The organism is Corynebacterium uterequi (assembly GCF_001021065.1).
In the GTDB taxonomy this organism is placed as follows: domain Bacteria; phylum Actinomycetota; class Actinomycetes; order Mycobacteriales; family Mycobacteriaceae; genus Corynebacterium; species Corynebacterium uterequi.
Genome location: NZ_CP011546.1, coordinates 261,366 through 277,230 on the forward strand (window position 1 = coordinate 261,366; position 15,865 = coordinate 277,230).

Below are 15,865 nucleotides of genomic sequence, written 5' to 3' on the forward strand. Positions count from 1 at the left end.
CGCTATGAACACTCCCGCTGCCGGGGCCTCGTCCCCGTCCTCCGTCGACGAGACCATCGCCGCCGCCCGCCAGGCCGCCCGCGACGCCGGGCTGGACGTGTCCGACACCCGCAGCCTGCGGTCGGTGTCCAACCGGAACATCTCCTACGCTTTTGACCTGGTGGGGCTTAATTCCGCGCCGGACGTCGCCGACGTGGAGGACGCCCTGGAGGCGCTGCCCGGGGTGCGGGCCCGCATTATCTTCCCGGAGAAGCGGGCGTACATCACCGCGCCGGAGGACGTCGGGCCGTCGAAGCTCACCGGGGTGATGGACCGCTTCGGAATCGCGGCGACGCTCACGGATTCCTCGCTGCGCCGGCGTATCTCCGGTGGCTCGGCACTCGACGCTGAGGACGACGCCGAACGCCTGCGGCGGGTGCCGTGGCAATTGCGCCGGCACCTCGTGGAGGAGGCCCGCGCCGCGGAGGAGGCCCGCCGGGCCGGGTTCCTGCGCGAGTACGACGCCCGCCGCCGCGACACCGTCGAGGGCGCGGACGGCGACGTGCTCTACACGTCGCGGCGCCTGCTGGCCCCGTGGCGCCTTATCCTCGCGATCATCCTCACGGTGCCGGTGATCCTCGTCTCCTACACCACCCACCTGCAGTTCCCCGGCTGGCAGTGGATGGCGCTGGCATGCTCGACGCCGGTGGTGTCCGTGTGCGCGTGGCCGTTTCACCGGGCGTTGGCCGGCGGGGTGCGCCGCGGTATTACCGCGCTCGACGGCGCGAGCGCCCTGGCCATCATCGTGGCGTACCTGTGGTCCGCGGCGATGATGTTTTTCACCCCGGCAGGTGAGATCGGCTGGCAGTCCACCCCGACGTGGTTCGCCTTCAACCACTCCACGATCGACGACGGCGAGCTGTTCCTCGACGTCGCCTGCGTCATGACCGTCGTGCTGCTGGGCGGGCGCCTGCTGACGATGCGGACCCGCACGAGCCTCATCGACGAAATGATCGCCGACCACCCCAAACCCCAGGACGTGGTGACCATCGCCCGGCCCAAGCGCGCCGGGGGAGCCCACGGGCAGTCCACGCGGGTGCCGCTGCAGGAGGTCAACGTCGGCGACGACGTGGTGGTGACCACCGGGCAGGTCATCCCGGTGGATGGGGCGATCATCGGCGGGTCGTGCGCCATCGACCCGGGCCTGGTGGATTCCGGGGTGAAGTCTGGCACCACCGTCAAGGTGGGCGACTACGTCTACGCCGGCGAGCGCAACACCGGTGGGCGGATCAAGGTCCGTGTGGATAAGACGGGGCACCAGACCCGCATGGCGGCCATCCACCGCTGGGTGGAAGAGGCGAATTACCGCCAGAACACCGCGAGTATGCTCTCTACCCGCTCGGCGTCCTACCTCCTGCCCATCGCGCTGGCGGTGGCCGTCGTGGACTTCCTGTTGTGGTACTTGGTGAGCAACAACCTCAACGCCTCGGTGGCTACCGCGCTGGCGGTCCTCGCCGCCATTGCTCCCGTGGCCCTGGCGATCTCGCCGTCGCTGGCGATTCGCCACGGCATCGAGTCCGCGGCCCGCAAGGGCATCATGCTGCGCGACGGGCAGATCGTGCGCTCCTTAAGCAACGTGGACACGGTCATCATCAACCGCCTGGGCACGCTGACCACCAGCGAGATCACGGTGGAAAACGTCGTCGCCGAGCGCGGGGAGAACCCCGAGCTCATCCTCCGGGTGGCGGCGGCGCTGGCGATGGAGTCCGACCACCCGGCGTCGGCCGCCATCGTCAAGGCCGCGCGGGCGTCCCGGGACCGGGAGCTGAGCACCGCAGAGTCGGACATCCCGCACTGGATCAACGCCTCCCGGCTGGCCATCACCGAGGACGGCACCTTCACCGGGATGATCGAGCTGCCCGTCGTTGACGGCGACGGTGACGTCGTCACCCGCCAGGTGGACGCGAAACTGTGGCGCCCGCGTACGATGAGCGACCTCACCGGCCGGCTGGGGGTGGCCGTCGCCTCCGGCGGCACCCCGATGGTGGTCGGCTGGCTGGGCAAGGACCGCGGCGTCATCCTGCTGCACGACACGGTGCGCGAGGACGCCGAGGAGGGCATCGCCAAGGTCGAGAGTCAGGGCGTGGAGACCATCATGATCTCCCGGGACGCCTACCCGGTGTCGCGGTCATTCGCGGACCGCATCGGCATCGACCAGGTCCTCGCCGGCATCGCGCCGGGCGCGAAGCTCAAGGCGGTGCGCATGGCCAACGCGCACGGCGCCTCCGTGGCGATGGTGGGCGACATTTCCGTGCTGCCCACCATGAAGGCGGCGGACGTCGGCATCCTGCTCGGCCCCACCGAGGCGCTCGACCTGGTCAACCGCCGCCACGCCAGCGGTGTGGGCGTCATCATGCTGCCGGAGAGCGTCACCGCGCTGGCGGACCTGCTCGCGCACGTACGACGCATCTGCCGCATCGTCGACGGCAACATCATCATCAGCTGGGTGTACAACGGCCTCGCCGTGGCGGCCGCGATCTCCGGGCTGCTTAACCCGATGGTGGCGACGCTGCTCATGGTGGGGTCCTCGTGGCTCATCGAGCACCGCTCCAACCTGTTGCGCACCTTCGCCGGGTACCGCGGCTAGGCGCCCCGCACGGCGTCGGCCATAATGAGCACATGACTCGACGCCTGCTCACCGACGCCCCGCTGATCGACGCCGCCGCCGGCCGGACCCCGTCGCGCACGCCCGTGTGGTTCATGCGCCAGGCCGGTCGCTCCCTGCCGGAGTACCGCCGCGTCCGCGAAGGCGTGTCCATGCTGGACTCGTGCTTCATGCCGGAGCTGCTGGCCGAGATCACGCTCCAGCCGGTGCGCCGGCACGACGTCGACGCCGCCATCCTCTTCTCCGACATCGTGGTGCCGCTGCGCGCCGCCGGGGTGGCCGTAGAGATCGTCCCCGGCCGCGGCCCGGTGATGGATGCCCCGATCCGCAGCCGCGCGGACGTCGACGCCCTACCCATCCTCGACCACGAGGTGGCAGAGGTGGCCGAGGGCATCGCCGGCATCCTTGGCGAGCTCACCGACACCCAGGCGCTCATCGGCTTCGTGGGCGCGCCGTTCACGCTGGCCAGCTACCTCGTTGAGGGCGGGCCGAGCAAGAACCACGAGCGCACCAAAGCCATGATGCACGCCGAGCCGGACACGTGGCACGCCCTCATGCGCCGCCTGGTGCCCACCATCACCGCCTTCCTGCGTACCCAGGTCACGGCGGGCATCGACGCCATGCAGCTGTTCGACTCCTGGGCCGGCTACCTCACCGAGGCGGACTACCGCGAGCACGTCCTGCCGTACTCCACCGAGATCCTCGCCTCCGTTGCCGGGGAGATCCCCCGCATCCACTTCGGGGTGTCCACCGGGGAGTTGCTCGGCGCCATGAGCGAGGCCGGGCCTGAGGTGATGGGCGTGGACTGGCGGGTGCCGCTCGACGTCGCCGCCCGCCGGATCACTGAAGCCACCGGCCCCCGCGTCCTCCAGGGCAACCTAGACCCGGCGTTGCTCTTCGCCGGCGAGGCCGTGGTGCGCCGCGAGGTCGCCCGCATCAAGGCCGAGGCCGCCCGCGCCATCGCCGCCGGCGACGCCCGCGGCCACATCTTCAACCTCGGCCACGGGGTGCTGCCCACCACCGACGCCGAGGCCATCACCGAAGCCGTCGCCATCATCCACGAGGAGAACTAATGCGCATCGCCATCATCGGAGCCGGCCTGGCCGGGCTCACCACGGCCGTCGAGCTGCGCCGACGGGCGGCCGACGCCCACATCGACGTCTTCGAGGCCACCGACCGCCTCGGCGGGAAGCTGTTCACCGCCGCCTTCGCTTCCGGGCCGACGGACGTCGGCGCCGAGGCGTTCATCGCCCGCCGCGCCGACGCCCGCGAGTTCTTCGACTCCCTCGGCCTGGGTGACTCCGTGGTGTCCCCCTCGGGGCTGCGCTCGCTCATCTACAGCGGCGGGGAGACGAAGCCGCTTCCCGCCGGCGGCATGATGGGCATCCCCAGCACGTCCGCCCCGGTGGCGCACCTGGTGAGCGCTGAGACGTGTGCCCGGATTGACGCGGAAGGCTCGTCTGCGGGCATTGAGTGGCAGGTGGGCCAGGACGTGGCCGTCGGCGAGCTGGTTGCGCAGCGTTACGGCGCTGAGGTGGTGGATCGCTGCGTCTCCGCGCTGCTCGGCGGGGTGTACTCCTGCACCGCCTACGACCTGGGCCTGCGCGCGACCGTGCCGGCGCTCGCCGAATCCCTCGACGCGCTGGCCGAGGCCGGCGAACCAGTCACCCTGTCCGCGGCGGTGGCCCGGCTGGAGGCCGCGCGTGCGGAGCAGATGAAGGCGGCGGCCGCGGCGCGCGCTGCGGCGGAGGCCACGTCGGGGGCGGCGGAAGCGGCGGAAGCGCCGGCGAAGCCCGCGCCCATCTTTGGTGCCTTCCGTGGTGGCTACGCCGAGCTCTACGAGGCGCTGGCCGAGCACTCCGGCGCCGACATCTACGTCGATAGCTTCATTTCCGGCATCACCGGCCAGGCCGGGAAGTGGCAGGTCACCGGCGGTGGGGAGGCTGCGCAGCAGCCCTACGACCTGCTCGTGCTGGCCACCCCGGCACCGACCACCGCCATGCTGCTCAAGCAGGCGGCGCCCGCGGTGGCGGCCGCCTTGGCGCCGGTGAAGCTGGCGGACTCCGTGGTCGTCGCCATGAAGTTCGACTCCGACGCCGGCCTGCCCGACAACTCCGGCGTGCTCATCGCCACCGACGAACCCGGCGTGTACACCAAGGCGTTCACGTTCTCCTCGAAGAAGTGGCCGCACCTAGGCCAGCGCGGCGGGGCGCTCGTGCGCGCCAGCTTCGGGCGCTTCGGCGACACCACGGCGCTGCGCACCGACGAGGACACCCTCGTCGACTGGGCGCTCGACGATCTTAAGACCATCACCGGGTTCGATGGCCGGGCCGCCGGCCTGTCCGAGATCTACACCCAGCGCTGGTTCGGCGGACTGCCGCGCTACGGCGCCGACCACCTCGCCACGGTGGCGACGGTGCGACGCGAACTTGGCGCCGTCCCCGGCCTGGAACTGACCGGCGCGTGGGCCGGCGGGGTGGGCGTGCCGGCCGTCATCGCCGACGCGCGGGCGTGCGCCGCCCGGCTGCTGGGCTAGCTGCGGGTGTCGGCCCGGTAGACGACGACCGAGGAAAAGTCCTCATCGCCGCGGCCCAGCTCCTGCTGCTCACGCAGGGCGGCCAGCGACGCGGCCACGGCCGGGAGCTCGCGCGCGGACGTGTCGAGCATGAGCTGCGCGTCCTTGGCGATGGCGTCAACGGTGAAGTCGCCCGGGGCGGTCTCTCGCTCGCCGAGGATGAAGGGCGTCTTCATGTTCTTCATGAACTCCAGGCCCGTGTAGTTGAGCATGGTGAGCACCTCCTCGGCATCCAAGCCCTCGGACGCGCCGAGGAACAGCGCCTCCTTCACGCCCTGAATGGTCACGGCGAGGGCGAGGTTGGCCAGCAGCTTGCCGGTGGCGGCCTTCGCGGCGGAATCCACCGCCACGAGGCGGTCCAGGTTCGCCTGCGCCCACGGGGTGACCAGCTCCACAATGGCGGCACGACGGGCGTCGTCGGGCGTGCCGACGTAGACGCCGAGGCCGCCCTTGCGCGCCGGGCCGAGCGTGCCGATGACCGGCGTGTGCACGTAGGTGTCACACGCCGCGGCGAACTCGCGGGCGTCAGCAGGGGAGACCGTGGTGGAATCGACCCACGTCACACCGTCGGGGATGAGGCCCGGTTCGACGACCACCTCGCGGACCGTGTTGGGGCCGAAGAGGCTGGTGACGACGATCTCGGCACCGTCGACGGCCGCGGCGGGCGTATCGACCACGGTCGCTCCGGCCTCGGCGAGGCGGGCGGTCTTGTCCTTCGTGCGGTTCCACACCGTCAGCTCATGGCCGGTGTTGATGAGGTGGAGGGCAAGCTCGGTGCCCATGCGGCCGGTTCCTAGAAAAGCAATCTTCATGGGCTCCAGTCTGCCTGCCAGCGGCGGTTTTGGCAGAATCTCGCCTAGGACGGTGAAGGGGGTTGTCATGAGCGATACGTCGCGTCAGGTAGGACTGTCGTCATCAGGGCCACTGCTGGCGTTCACCTCTGCTGAAGCGGTCTGGGTTGGTGAGAGGGCATGATGCCGAGAAAGGGGCATCTTCCTAAGAAAGGCTCAGCATGATTACGACGCACTCGACGTGGCATATGCCTTATGGCGTCGAGTGCGTCGTGACAGTGGTGCTTACCCGCGGGCTTCCCGGTAGGCCTCTAGCACCTGGGGATGATGCTCACCGGAGTAGCAGGTAGTGGGACGTTTCTCCCACTGAGGGAGGTCAGCTCCCCCAGACAACGCCCACGCTGCCTGACGGGCAGCGCCTAATGCCACATACTCGCCGGGTTCAGGAACCTCAATGTCGCTGCCGAGAACGGAAGGTGCAAGGGTTCTCACAGCCAGGGACTTGGCCCCTCCGCCGATGAAGAGTAAGCGCTCGGCCCGGCTGCCGGAGACTTCTTCCAAGAAACTCACCGCATCAGCTAGTGAGCACAGTAAGCCCTCAACGCAGGCGCGGGCGATGTCTTCGCGTCCCACCTTTCTAGTAAGCCCTACTAAGCGGCCGGTTTCGTGAGGGCGATTGGGGGTTCTCTCGCCGTCAAGATAGGGGATAAACACCGCACCGTGCGCGCCCGGAGAAGAAGCAAGCGCGAGCCTCACCGCCGCATCGGCGGGTGCTCCCTGACAACAGGACCCCACCACCCCCTTTCCGCCCGGGGCTGGCGGCGTCGAAGCGTCGCCTAGAATGGCTGACTATGACCGAGCCTTCGAAGAACCTTGCCACCTCGCAGAACACGTCGCGCTCCGCGGAGCTGCTGGCCCGGGCCCAGGCCGTCACCCCCGGAGGGGTGAACTCGCCGGTGCGGGCCTTTGGGTCGGTGGGTGGGCAGACCCGCTTCATTGCGTCGGCTCGCGGCTCCCGGCTGGTGGACGTCGACGGCAATGAGTACGTGGACCTTGTTAATTCCTGGGGGCCCATGCTCATGGGTAACGCCCGGGAGGACGTCGTCGCCGCGGTGACCGCCGCCGCCTCGCAGGGGTTGTCCTTCGGCGCCCCGACGGAAGGCGAGATCGAGCTGGCGGAGGAGATCATCTCGCGGACGTCGGTGGAGCAGGTCCGCCTGGTCAACTCCGGCACGGAGGCCACCATGTCCGCCGTCCGGCTGGCCCGCGGTTTCACCGGTCGGGCGAAGGTGCTCAAGTTTGAGGGCTGCTACCACGGCCACGTTGACGCGTTGCTGGCCTCCGCCGGCTCCGGCGTGGCCACCTTCGCCCTGCCGGACTCGCCGGGGGTGACGGGCGCGCAGGCGGCGGATACGATCGTCGTTCCGTATAACAACCTCGACGCGGTGCGGCGCGCCTTCGCCGAGCACCCGGGTGAGATCGCGTGCATCATCGCTGAGGCGGCGGCCGGCAACATGGGCACCGTCGCCCCGGATGAGGGCTTCAACCAGGCGCTGAAGGACATTGCTCACGCCGACGGTGCCCTGCTCATCCTTGACGAGGTCATGACGGGTTTCCGTACCTCCTACTCCGGCTGGTTCGGGGTGGACGGCGTCGCCGCGGATCTCACCACCTTCGGCAAGGTGGTGTCCGGGGGCCTGCCGGCGGCGGCGTTCGGCGGCCAGCGCGAGATCATGGAGCACCTCGCCCCGCTGGGGCCGGTGTACCAGGCGGGCACCCTGTCCGGTAACCCGGTGGCGGTGGCGTCCGGCCTGGCGTCGCTGCGGGCGGCCAGCGAGGACATCTACCCGACGCTGCACGCCAACGCCGATCGCCTGGCTGGGCTGATCTCTGAGGCGCTGTCTCGGGAGTCGGTGGCGCACCACATCCAGCGGGCGTCGACGATGCTGTCGGTGCGTTTCGCCGAAGGGGCGGGGCACAATTTTGCCGATATGAAGGCGGCGGACACGTTCCGCTACCCGGCGTTCTTCCACGCCCTGCTCGATCACGGCGTGTACGCCGCCCCGAGCGTGTTCGAGACGTGGTTTGTCTCCACCGCGCTCACCGACGATGATTTTGACAAGATTGAGTCCGCTCTCGTCCCCGCAGCTCGCGCGGCTGCGGCGGCCACCCGCACGTCCTAAAGGCAGGCTATGACCACCACCATCGTTCACCTCGTGCGCCACGGCGAGGTCTATAACCCGGAGAACATTCTCTACGGCCGGATGCCGGGCTACCACCTGTCGTCGCGTGGGCGCAGCCAGGCGGCCCGCACGGCGAAGTCCTTTGCCGGCCACGACGTCGCGGCGCTGTTCGCCTCCCCGCTGCTGCGGACCCAGGAGACGGCAGAGCCCATCGCCGAGGTCACGGGTCTGACCCCGCAGCTGCGCGAGGAGGTCATCGAGGCCGGTAACCGCTTCGAGGGCCTGCGGACGAAGGGGTGGCGCTCCCAGTTGTGGAACCCGGTGCGGTGGCCGCTCATGGTGAACCCGACGCAGCCGTCGTGGGGGGAGCCGTACCAGGACATTCTCACCCGGATGAACGTGGCGATCGACGCCGCCCGGGATGCCGCCCGCGGTCATGAGGCCATCATCGTGTCCCACCAGCTGCCCATCGTCATGGTGCAGCGGGCCGCCGTCGGCAAGTCGCTGACCCATAACCCGGCGACGCGTCGCTGCGACCTGGCCAGTGTGACGTCGCTGGTGTTCGCCGACGATGAGCTCATCGACACCGTCTACTCCACCCCGGCGAAGGACATCTAAGTGCGGCGGCTGTTGGTAGCGGTATCCGCGGCCGTGGTGGCGGCGACGTCTGCGGCGTGCTCGTTTGATCCCGACGCGGCGCAGAACGCGGTCGCCACCGGCGGCACCTTCGAGTTCCACACCCCGGGCGGGCAGACCGAGATCTTCTACCCGGTGCAGGAGCGCAAGCCGCTCGCCGGCTTCAGCGGCGAAAGCCTCATGGAGCAGGGCTCGACGATTGACCTCGCGGACTTCGCCGGGCAGGTCGTTGTGCTCAACGCGTGGGGGCAGTGGTGTGCCCCGTGCCGGGCGGAGGTCGACGACCTCCAGCTCGCCCACGAGCAATTGCAGGCCGACGGCGTAGGCACCGTGCTGGGCATCAACGTCCGCGACTACCAGAGGCAGGCCGCGCAGGACTTCGTGGTCGATAACGGCGTGACCTATCCGTCCATCTACGACCCGCCGTTTAAGACCGCCCTTGCTCTCGGCGGCGTGCCCAGCTCCGTCATCCCCACCACCGTCATCCTGGATAAGCAGCACCGCCCGGCCGCGGTGTTCCTCCGGGAGGTCACGAGCGACGAGATCATATCGGCCGTGCAGGAGGTGGCGGGGGAGTAATGACGGATGTGCTGCTGCTGGCCAGCGTGGGCGCGAGCTTCGCCGACGCGGCCGCCTCCGGCCCGCTGCTGGTGGGGATGCTCGCCGCGGCGGCGGCCGGTCTGGTGTCCTTCGCCTCCCCGTGCGTGATTCCCCTCGTGCCGGGATACATGTCGTATCTCACCGGCCTAGTCGGCGGGGAGATGCGCTACGACGCCGAGCACGGCGCCGTCGTGGCGAAGAAGCGTCAAGCGGCGGTGGTGGGCGCCGCCGGGCTCTTCGTCGCCGGGTTCACGGCCGTGTTTGTCCTGGCCACCGTGAGCGTGTTCGGGATGATTAGCGCGCTGGCGCTCAACGCGGAGCTGCTCATGCGCGCCGGCGGGCTGGTCACCATCGTCATGGGGCTGGTCTTTATGGGGATGGTACCGGCGCTGCAGCGCGACACGAGGCTCAGCCCCCGCCGGGTGACCGGATGGGCCGGGGCCCCGCTGCTCGGTGGGGTGTTCGCCCTGGGGTGGACCCCGTGCTTGGGGCCCACCCTCGCCGCGATCATCTCCGTGTCCGCCGGAACAGAAGGCATGACCGCACTGCGCGGGGCGCTGCTCATCGTCGGCTACTGCCTGGGGTTGGGCCTGCCGTTCGTGCTCGTCGCCCTGGGCTCGGCGAAGGCGATGTCGGCGGTAGGGGTGCTGCGCCGGCACTCGCGGGCCATTCAGATCGCCGGGGGCGCGCTCATGGTCGCCGTCGGGGTGCTCCTGGCCACGGGGGTGTGGAACGTGTTCATCAGTTGGACCCGGCAGTGGACCGTCGAGTACGGCATGACCGTCATCTAATGCGGCCAGCGGCCGCGGCGAAAGGAAAAATAGCCTCGTGAAACCAGTCGTGACCTGGCTTAAGAAGCGGTGGCAGTGGCTGACCAGCATGCGCACGGCGCTGGTGCTGCTGTTCATCCTCGCGCTCGCGGCCATCCCCGGCGCACTGCTGCCACAGCGCAGCCTCAACGAGTCCAACGTCGCCGACTACCTGGCGGCCAACGGCCGGGTGGGCAAGGTCTACGACGCGCTGGGGCTGTTCGACGTCTTCTCCGCGCCCTGGTTCGTGGCCATCTACCTGCTGCTCATGGTCTCTCTCATCGGCTGCATCATCCCGCGGTCGGTGGATCACTGGCGGGCGTTTCGCCGCCCGCCCACGCGTGCTCCGAAGTACCTCACCCGGATGCCGCTGCACGCCGAGGGCCACATCGACGCCGGCGAGGAGGAGGTCCTCGCCCGCGCCCGCGCCCAACTCAAGCGGTGGCACGTCGCGGAGTTCTCCCCAGGCGAGGACCGCGCTGGGGCACGGTCGCTGTCCGCGGAGCGCGGCTACGGCCGCGAGCTGGCTAACTTGGTGTTCCACGTGGGCATCGTCGCCCTGCTGCTCACCATGGTGGGTGGGCGCATGGTCTACTACGAAGGCCAGGTCATCAAGGTGACGGACTCGGATTCGCCGACGGCGGTGCCGGTGGAGCAGTCGAAGGAGTTCTGCAACACGTCGACGTCGAACTTCGATTCCTTCCGCGCCGGGCCCACCTTCGACGGCACCGGGCTCACCCCGTTCTGTTTCATCGCCCACAACTTCCACGCGGACTACCTCCCCAGCGGCCAGGCGGAGATGTTCACCTCTGACATTTCTTACGCGGTGGGCGACGAGATCCTCACCGACCCCGACACCTGGCGGGACTACACCCTGCGCGTCAACCGGCCGCTGCGGGTGGCGGGCGACCGGGTCTACCTGCAAGGCCACGGCTTCGCCCCGCAGTTCACCGTGACCTGGCCCAATGGTGAGAGCCGTACCCAGATGATCCAGTGGCAGCCGTCGGACCCCACCTTCTTCCTGTCGTCGGGCATCATGCGCTTTGACCCGCCGGCGGGAATGTACCCGGACCTGCTGGAGCGGCGGAAGCAACAGATCGCCCTGCAGGGGCTGTTCGCCCCCACCGCCGAGTGGGGCGGGGACAACGGCGAGTTGCTCACCTCCGCGTTCCCGGAGATGCGCGACCCGGCGGTGGCCATCGACATCTACCGCGGCGACGCCGGGCTCGATACCGGCCGGGCACAGTCCATCTGGGAGCTCGACCCCTCCCTGCTGCACTCCGGGCAGCTCCAGCGCGTCGAGCGCGTCAACCTGGCCAAGGGGGAGTCCGTCACCCTCGACGACGGGACGACGATCACCTTCGACGGCGCCGCCGAGTTCGCCAACTACCAAATCGCCCGCGACCCCTTCCAGGGCTGGGTGCTGGGGTCGTCGGTGGTGCTGCTCGTGGCGCTGGTCGGCTCCTTAACCATCAAGCGCCGGCGCATCTGGGTGCGGGTGCGCCCCCTCGACGGCGGCGGGTGCGACGTCGAGTTCGGCGGCCTGGCCCGCACCGACCGCGCCGGGTGGGGCGAGGAGTTCCATGAGATCACCCGGGCGGTCATGCAGTGGGCGGACCCGGACGACACCGAACAAGAGTCCCTCGTGGACGCCGACGTCCTCGCGGTGGACCCAGCCCACCGAAAGTAGGTGCTCCGGGCGATCGAGCGTTGGACGCCCCCGACCGCCCGGGTAGTGTCTAGGAACATGCCTGTGGATCAGACCCTGTCCAATTACTCGATCATGGCCTTCCAGACCGCGTTCGTGGTCTACAGCGTCGCCTTGATCGTGTCCCTGTTCTTCTACGGCCGGATGCAGCAGGTCATCGACGCCCGCCGGGAGCAGGCGACGCCGGCGGACGCGTCCGCCGAGCGCCACGAACGCCGGGCACACCAGCTTGCCGGAATGACACAATCCCTGGTCTGGCTGGGCATCATCTTCCACCTGCTCGCTGTGGCGCTTCGCGGCCTGTCCGCCGGCCGCTTCCCCCTGGGCAACCTCTACGAGTACATGCTCATGCTCACGCTGTTCGTGTTCATCGGCGCGGCGACGGCGCTCACCACCCGCAAGTCGTGGCGCACCCTGTGGCCCTGGATGCTCACCCCCATGCTGGCGCTCATGTTCTACGGGGCGACCGTCTTCTACACCGCATCCGCGCCCGTCGTGCCGGCGCTGCAATCGAACTGGCTGCCCATCCACGTCACCACCGTCGTACTCGGCGCGTCGATCGGCATGCTCTCCGGCGTGTTGTCCCTGCTCTACTTGCTGCGGGTGTGGCAGCAGCCGGGGACGGAACGCGGCGTCATTGGCGCGATTATCAAGCCGCTTCCCGGGCCGAAGAACCTCGACGCCCTGGCCTACAAGTCCGCGATCATCACCGTGCCCGTCTTCGGCCTCGGCATCCTCCTCGGCGCGATCTGGGCGGAATCCGCCTGGGGCCGGTTCTGGGGGTGGGACCCGAAGGAAACCATCTCCCTGGTGACGTGGATCCTCTACTGCGCCTACCTGCATGCCCGCGCCACCGCCGGCTGGAAGGCGTGGGGCACGGCGATCATCAACATCGTCGCCCTGGCCACCATGATCTTCAACCTGTTCTTCATCAATATGGTCGTCTCCGGCCTGCACTCCTACGCGGGGCTGAACTAACGTGAGCACGCAGCAGAGCGGACCACGGGCCAAGAGCGGCAAGCCGGCGAGCGACAACCCGGTGCTGCGCGAACTCGGCGCGCAACTGGCCGAGCGCCGCCGCGCCGCCGGCCGGCTTCAGCAAGAGGTCGCCGACGCCGCGGGGGTGTCGCGCTCCACGCTGCACACCATCGAACACGGGGGCGCGGGCGTGCGGTGGGAAAAGGTCGCAGCCGTCGCCGACGCCCTCGGGCTGCGGCTTCGGCTGGAGCCGAAGGACGGCAGCGACGGATAGCTCTCGGCAGGGTTGATCCGCTCCGGCGGTGACGGTGGCTGCGTTCTCAAACGCCAAAAACCGACTCCTCTTACATGAAAGTGGGTGAGGGCACCGCTTAGAGTGCCTTCCCGCTTCATATCCAGGCTCTAGCCAGCTGAGGTGAGAGCGGAATCCTACCCGTCGGACACCCGGTAGGTGGGGCACTTGAACGCTAAATCACAAAACCAGCACAGCGCCGCTCTGTGTGGTCTGTGCTGGGCGTATGCAGAGTATACGATCTGTTTTCCTGAGACGAGTTCTTGTCGCCGGTTTGACAGTGGCTCTCGCGGTCGCGCACACCGGCACCACTCCCGTCGCAGTGGCTTCTGATGTTAATTTAGGCGCTTCAGGTCGATCCGGGATAGTTTCCATCTCGCCCAACATGCCCGATTCTGAACTCGATCGGCTAGTTCAGGCTCTGGAGGGTGTATCAGATGAGTTGAAGTATGCTGATCCGCAGACTACGCCAAACTATGAGGCTAGACTTTCTGAAGAACTCGGAGACTTGCGAGTTCGAATATCGCCCTCATTGGCGGGATCTACTGATCGGGGTTCATGGGTCGAATGTACTGTAGCGCTAGCGAGTATGGTGGCCCAGTATGGGTTCCCGGTAGCAAAAGTCATTAGTTGGGTTAAGCAAGCTCGGAAGCTATGGGGCGGATTTCGAGGAATCCTGAACGCTATTAGGACTGGTGATGCATACCGTGAAATAGGCGAGGATGGAGTCAAATTTTTGGAGATGTTACTTGGGGTTGATAGTATAGTGTCCGCTTGCTTCTAGTTGATTTAAGGAGGGGTGGACATGACTCGTTGGGTTCCCGTCCCCTTTCGGTATGTTTGGTTTGGTCACCTATTTGTTGGGTCCCTTTCGGGGGTTCTCGCATTTCCGGCTATCCTGATTGCTTTCTGGGTTTTTTCGTTGGAAATCCGTCTTGGTTCCCTACTTCTCCTGTGTGTGCTTGGGGTATTCCTTGGGTCAACCCTTACTTCGGTTTTCGATTACTTTTATGCCAGGAGAAAGCGCCACAGTTCGCCGGGTGGCTGGGTTCCTGTGTTGTTCAGCCTTTCGGTGATGACGGTCTCCTATTATCTGTGGTCACTTCTTCTTGTAGGTGAAACCGTTGGTAGGGTCTTGGTTGGTTTTTTGGCCTTTTCTGTAGAGCTTACTTTTGTGGTTTTGTTGAGGTCCTGGGAAGAAGGGATGACGCAGGAGGAGGTCCATCAAGCGTGGGTGAACACTAAGAAGATGACTGAAACATATTTCAGCGATGAAAAATGATGCAAGAAGGACCGGGATGTTATGTATCAGGACTTCAGTGACAGTTCTGCCTCAAGACATGTGTGACACAACCGGCTAGAGAGGGTGTGGCACGTCTATCCGGATCAATTTGGTGACCGGACCCGTACGGCGCGCTGGCCCAGTGGGCTCTTCGTATTTATGGGTGTAGCAGGGGTCCGAACCCTCCCGGCTCCAGCAAGGACCTGGCGATGTAGTAGGTGGGGTTTGAGCCCCCGACCCGATACCTCTCAGGTGCTCAAGCTTGCTGCTGATCGCCTCTGTTGATCGCCCCGGTCGGACCGTTCGAGGATCCCGGATGAGGGAAGTGTGCCAACGCGTCATCCCTGTGCCGGTTTTAGCCTTTGCTGATCGGTTATGCGGTAACTGCCATCATCGAAAGGTCCGACGCCTATCCGGTTGCCGATACGCCCCCTAGCCCGCTACCGCCGAAGGATGGCCCTATACCCTCAACTGGGAAGAGCCACTTTGTGGCTCACTGCCACACACAAGCCACTAAACACCCTCTAGGGTTTCGCGTCGCCTTCCTCCGCATCGTCGTGGTGCTCGCGGCGGCGTCGCTCCTCACGCTCTCGTTCGGCAGCGCGTTCCGCTTCCCGGCGGCGCTTGAATTGTTCCTTCTCCAAAGTCCAAAGGAACTCTTCGTCGTCATCGGGACCCTTGATCTCACGGGCGGGCGGAGCCTGCCGCTGGCCGAAGCTGGCTCGGTTGAGTGAGCCCGACGACGGACCAAACGCCTTCCACAACAGCCACACGGCCACGACGACGAGGATTACAAGCAACACGCGTCCCATAACGTAGGTTCAACCTCCAGAAACGAATACTGCCCCTCAGGATACGGGCGAGCGTGCCGTGGCAGGCAAGCGCTCCTGGCGAAGCACGCGGTGAGTCCGCCGCCGAAGGCAGTAGGGTAGGAGCTTGTGACTGTTTCCCGTGATGATGAGTCCGCACCTGTCGACGCCGCCGAGCCCCGTGCCGATGCTACCCAACGTCCCGAGGTGGACCCGCAGGTTCGACGCCGCGCCAACCGCGCTGTCGCCCTCTACGGCCTGGCCCGGCTGGGGCTATTCGTCGTGCTGACCGTGATCATTCAGGTGGCCTCGCTAGTTATCGGCGCGCCGGTGCCGTTGGTCATGTCGGCGCTGCTCGCGCTCATCGTGGCGTTTCCGCTATCGATGCTGGTCTTTTCCTCGATGCGAGTGGAGGCGACCGCGGCGGTGGCGTTGTGGTCGCAGCAACGTCGGGCGCGAAAGCAGTGGATCCGCCAGGAGCTGGCCCGGCGCTGACCCTCGGTGGGCGGGATGCGGGATGCCCACATCATCCCTAAAATCAAAAAAACAATTGAACGA

Annotated in this window: 15 protein-coding genes and 1 pseudogene; 12 read left to right on the forward strand and 4 right to left on the reverse strand. The window is 67.2% G+C overall.

The genetic code is table 11. The annotated features are described in order from the left end of the window. Nucleotides 1-4 precede the first annotated feature (4 nt). Genes CUTER_RS01240 through CUTER_RS01250 form a run of 3 tightly spaced genes read left to right on the forward strand, consistent with a single transcriptional unit; the run spans nt 5 to nt 5,180 of the window. Complete coding sequence (locus CUTER_RS01240; protein ID WP_047258897.1) at nt 5-2,626, forward strand: heavy metal translocating P-type ATPase; 2,622 nt, start codon at nt 5-7, stop codon at nt 2,624-2,626. Nucleotides 2,627-2,658: 32 nt separating this feature from the next. Further along, nucleotides 2,659-3,717 carry a uroporphyrinogen decarboxylase gene (hemE, locus tag CUTER_RS01245; RefSeq protein ID WP_047258898.1) on the forward strand — a complete coding sequence of 353 codons (1,059 nt, stop codon included), beginning with the start codon at nt 2,659-2,661 and terminating at the stop codon, nt 3,715-3,717. After that, nucleotides 3,717-5,180, forward strand: a complete 1,464-nt coding sequence (locus tag CUTER_RS01250; protein ID WP_047258899.1) for a protoporphyrinogen oxidase — start codon at nt 3,717-3,719, stop codon at nt 5,178-5,180. Before hemE ends, CUTER_RS01250 begins: the two co-directional genes overlap by 1 nt. Here the strand turns inward: CUTER_RS01250 and CUTER_RS01255 are convergent. Further along, entirely contained in the window at nt 5,177-6,031 is an 855-nt protein-coding gene (locus tag CUTER_RS01255) for an NAD(P)-dependent oxidoreductase (protein ID WP_047258900.1), read from the reverse strand. The genes CUTER_RS01250 and CUTER_RS01255 overlap by 4 nt on opposite strands. A 264-nt stretch (nt 6,032-6,295) precedes the next feature. Continuing rightward, nucleotides 6,296-6,808: an FGGY-family carbohydrate kinase gene (locus CUTER_RS11190; RefSeq protein ID WP_330217687.1), complete on the reverse strand. Its 513-nt coding sequence runs from the start codon at nt 6,806-6,808 to the stop codon at nt 6,296-6,298. Between the two features lie 53 nt (nt 6,809-6,861). On the opposite strand from CUTER_RS11190, the gene hemL reads away from it, so the two are divergent. The 8 genes from hemL to CUTER_RS01295 all read left to right on the forward strand — a co-directional run bounded on the left by hemL (nt 6,862) and on the right by CUTER_RS01295 (nt 14,498). Beyond that, complete coding sequence (hemL, locus tag CUTER_RS01260; RefSeq protein WP_047258901.1) at nt 6,862-8,193, forward strand: glutamate-1-semialdehyde 2,1-aminomutase; 1,332 nt, start codon at nt 6,862-6,864, stop codon at nt 8,191-8,193. 9 nt (nt 8,194-8,202) lie between these two features. After that, nucleotides 8,203-8,811, forward strand: coding sequence for a histidine phosphatase family protein (locus CUTER_RS01265; protein WP_047258902.1), 609 nt, complete (start codon nt 8,203-8,205; stop codon nt 8,809-8,811). Next, on the forward strand, nt 8,812-9,408 hold the full coding sequence (locus CUTER_RS01270; protein WP_047258903.1) for a TlpA disulfide reductase family protein: 597 nt from the start codon (nt 8,812-8,814) through the stop codon (nt 9,406-9,408). Next, on the forward strand, nt 9,408-10,220 hold the full coding sequence (locus CUTER_RS01275) for a cytochrome c biogenesis CcdA family protein (RefSeq protein ID WP_047258904.1): 813 nt from the start codon (nt 9,408-9,410) through the stop codon (nt 10,218-10,220). Before CUTER_RS01270 ends, CUTER_RS01275 begins: the two co-directional genes overlap by 1 nt. A gap of 88 nt (nt 10,221-10,308) precedes the next feature. After that, nucleotides 10,309-11,928 (forward strand): cytochrome c biogenesis protein ResB, encoded by a 1,620-nt coding sequence (locus CUTER_RS01280; protein WP_201775056.1) that lies wholly within the window; start codon nt 10,309-10,311, stop codon nt 11,926-11,928. 57 nt (nt 11,929-11,985) lie between these two features. Then, complete coding sequence (ccsB, locus tag CUTER_RS01285; protein WP_047258906.1) at nt 11,986-12,924, forward strand: c-type cytochrome biogenesis protein CcsB; 939 nt, start codon at nt 11,986-11,988, stop codon at nt 12,922-12,924. Between the two features lies 1 nt (nt 12,925). Beyond that, nucleotides 12,926-13,198 carry a helix-turn-helix domain-containing protein gene (locus CUTER_RS01290; protein ID WP_047258907.1) on the forward strand — a complete coding sequence of 91 codons (273 nt, stop codon included), beginning with the start codon at nt 12,926-12,928 and terminating at the stop codon, nt 13,196-13,198. An 823-nt stretch (nt 13,199-14,021) separates the two neighbouring features. After that, on the forward strand, nt 14,022-14,498 hold the full coding sequence (locus CUTER_RS01295) for a hypothetical protein (RefSeq protein WP_047258908.1): 477 nt from the start codon (nt 14,022-14,024) through the stop codon (nt 14,496-14,498). A gap of 157 nt (nt 14,499-14,655) precedes the next feature. Here the strand turns inward: CUTER_RS01295 and CUTER_RS11830 are convergent. Further along, nucleotides 14,656-14,838 (reverse strand): annotated as a pseudogene (locus tag CUTER_RS11830) (ISL3 family transposase); the annotation flags it as partial. A gap of 184 nt (nt 14,839-15,022) precedes the next feature. Then, nucleotides 15,023-15,310, reverse strand: a complete 288-nt coding sequence (locus CUTER_RS01300; protein WP_047258909.1) for a hypothetical protein — start codon at nt 15,308-15,310, stop codon at nt 15,023-15,025. A gap of 204 nt (nt 15,311-15,514) precedes the next feature. Here CUTER_RS01300 and CUTER_RS01305 point away from each other — a divergent pair, with 204 nt between their 5' ends. Further along, nucleotides 15,515-15,802, forward strand: a complete 288-nt coding sequence (locus CUTER_RS01305; protein WP_047260493.1) for a DUF4229 domain-containing protein — start codon at nt 15,515-15,517, stop codon at nt 15,800-15,802. Nucleotides 15,803-15,865: the final 63 nt, after the last annotated feature.

Coding starts and splice junctions, on each gene's coding strand:
- CUTER_RS01250 (WP_047258899.1), top strand. CDS start 3,717: ATGCGCATCGCCATCATCGGAGCCGGCCTGGCCGGGCTCACCACGGCC.
- hemL (WP_047258901.1), top strand. CDS start 6,862: ATGACCGAGCCTTCGAAGAACCTTGCCACCTCGCAGAACACGTCGCGC.
- hemE (WP_047258898.1), top strand. CDS start 2,659: ATGACTCGACGCCTGCTCACCGACGCCCCGCTGATCGACGCCGCCGCC.
- CUTER_RS01295 (WP_047258908.1), top strand. CDS start 14,022: ATGACTCGTTGGGTTCCCGTCCCCTTTCGGTATGTTTGGTTTGGTCAC.
- CUTER_RS01275 (WP_047258904.1), top strand. CDS start 9,408: ATGACGGATGTGCTGCTGCTGGCCAGCGTGGGCGCGAGCTTCGCCGAC.
- CUTER_RS01265 (WP_047258902.1), top strand. CDS start 8,203: ATGACCACCACCATCGTTCACCTCGTGCGCCACGGCGAGGTCTATAAC.
- CUTER_RS01255 (WP_047258900.1), bottom strand. CDS start 6,031: ATGAAGATTGCTTTTCTAGGAACCGGCCGCATGGGCACCGAGCTTGCC.
- ccsB (WP_047258906.1), top strand. CDS start 11,986: ATGCCTGTGGATCAGACCCTGTCCAATTACTCGATCATGGCCTTCCAG.
- CUTER_RS01300 (WP_047258909.1), bottom strand. CDS start 15,310: ATGGGACGCGTGTTGCTTGTAATCCTCGTCGTCGTGGCCGTGTGGCTG.
- CUTER_RS01240 (WP_047258897.1), top strand. CDS start 5: ATGAACACTCCCGCTGCCGGGGCCTCGTCCCCGTCCTCCGTCGACGAG.
- CUTER_RS01280 (WP_201775056.1), top strand. CDS start 10,309: ATGCGCACGGCGCTGGTGCTGCTGTTCATCCTCGCGCTCGCGGCCATC.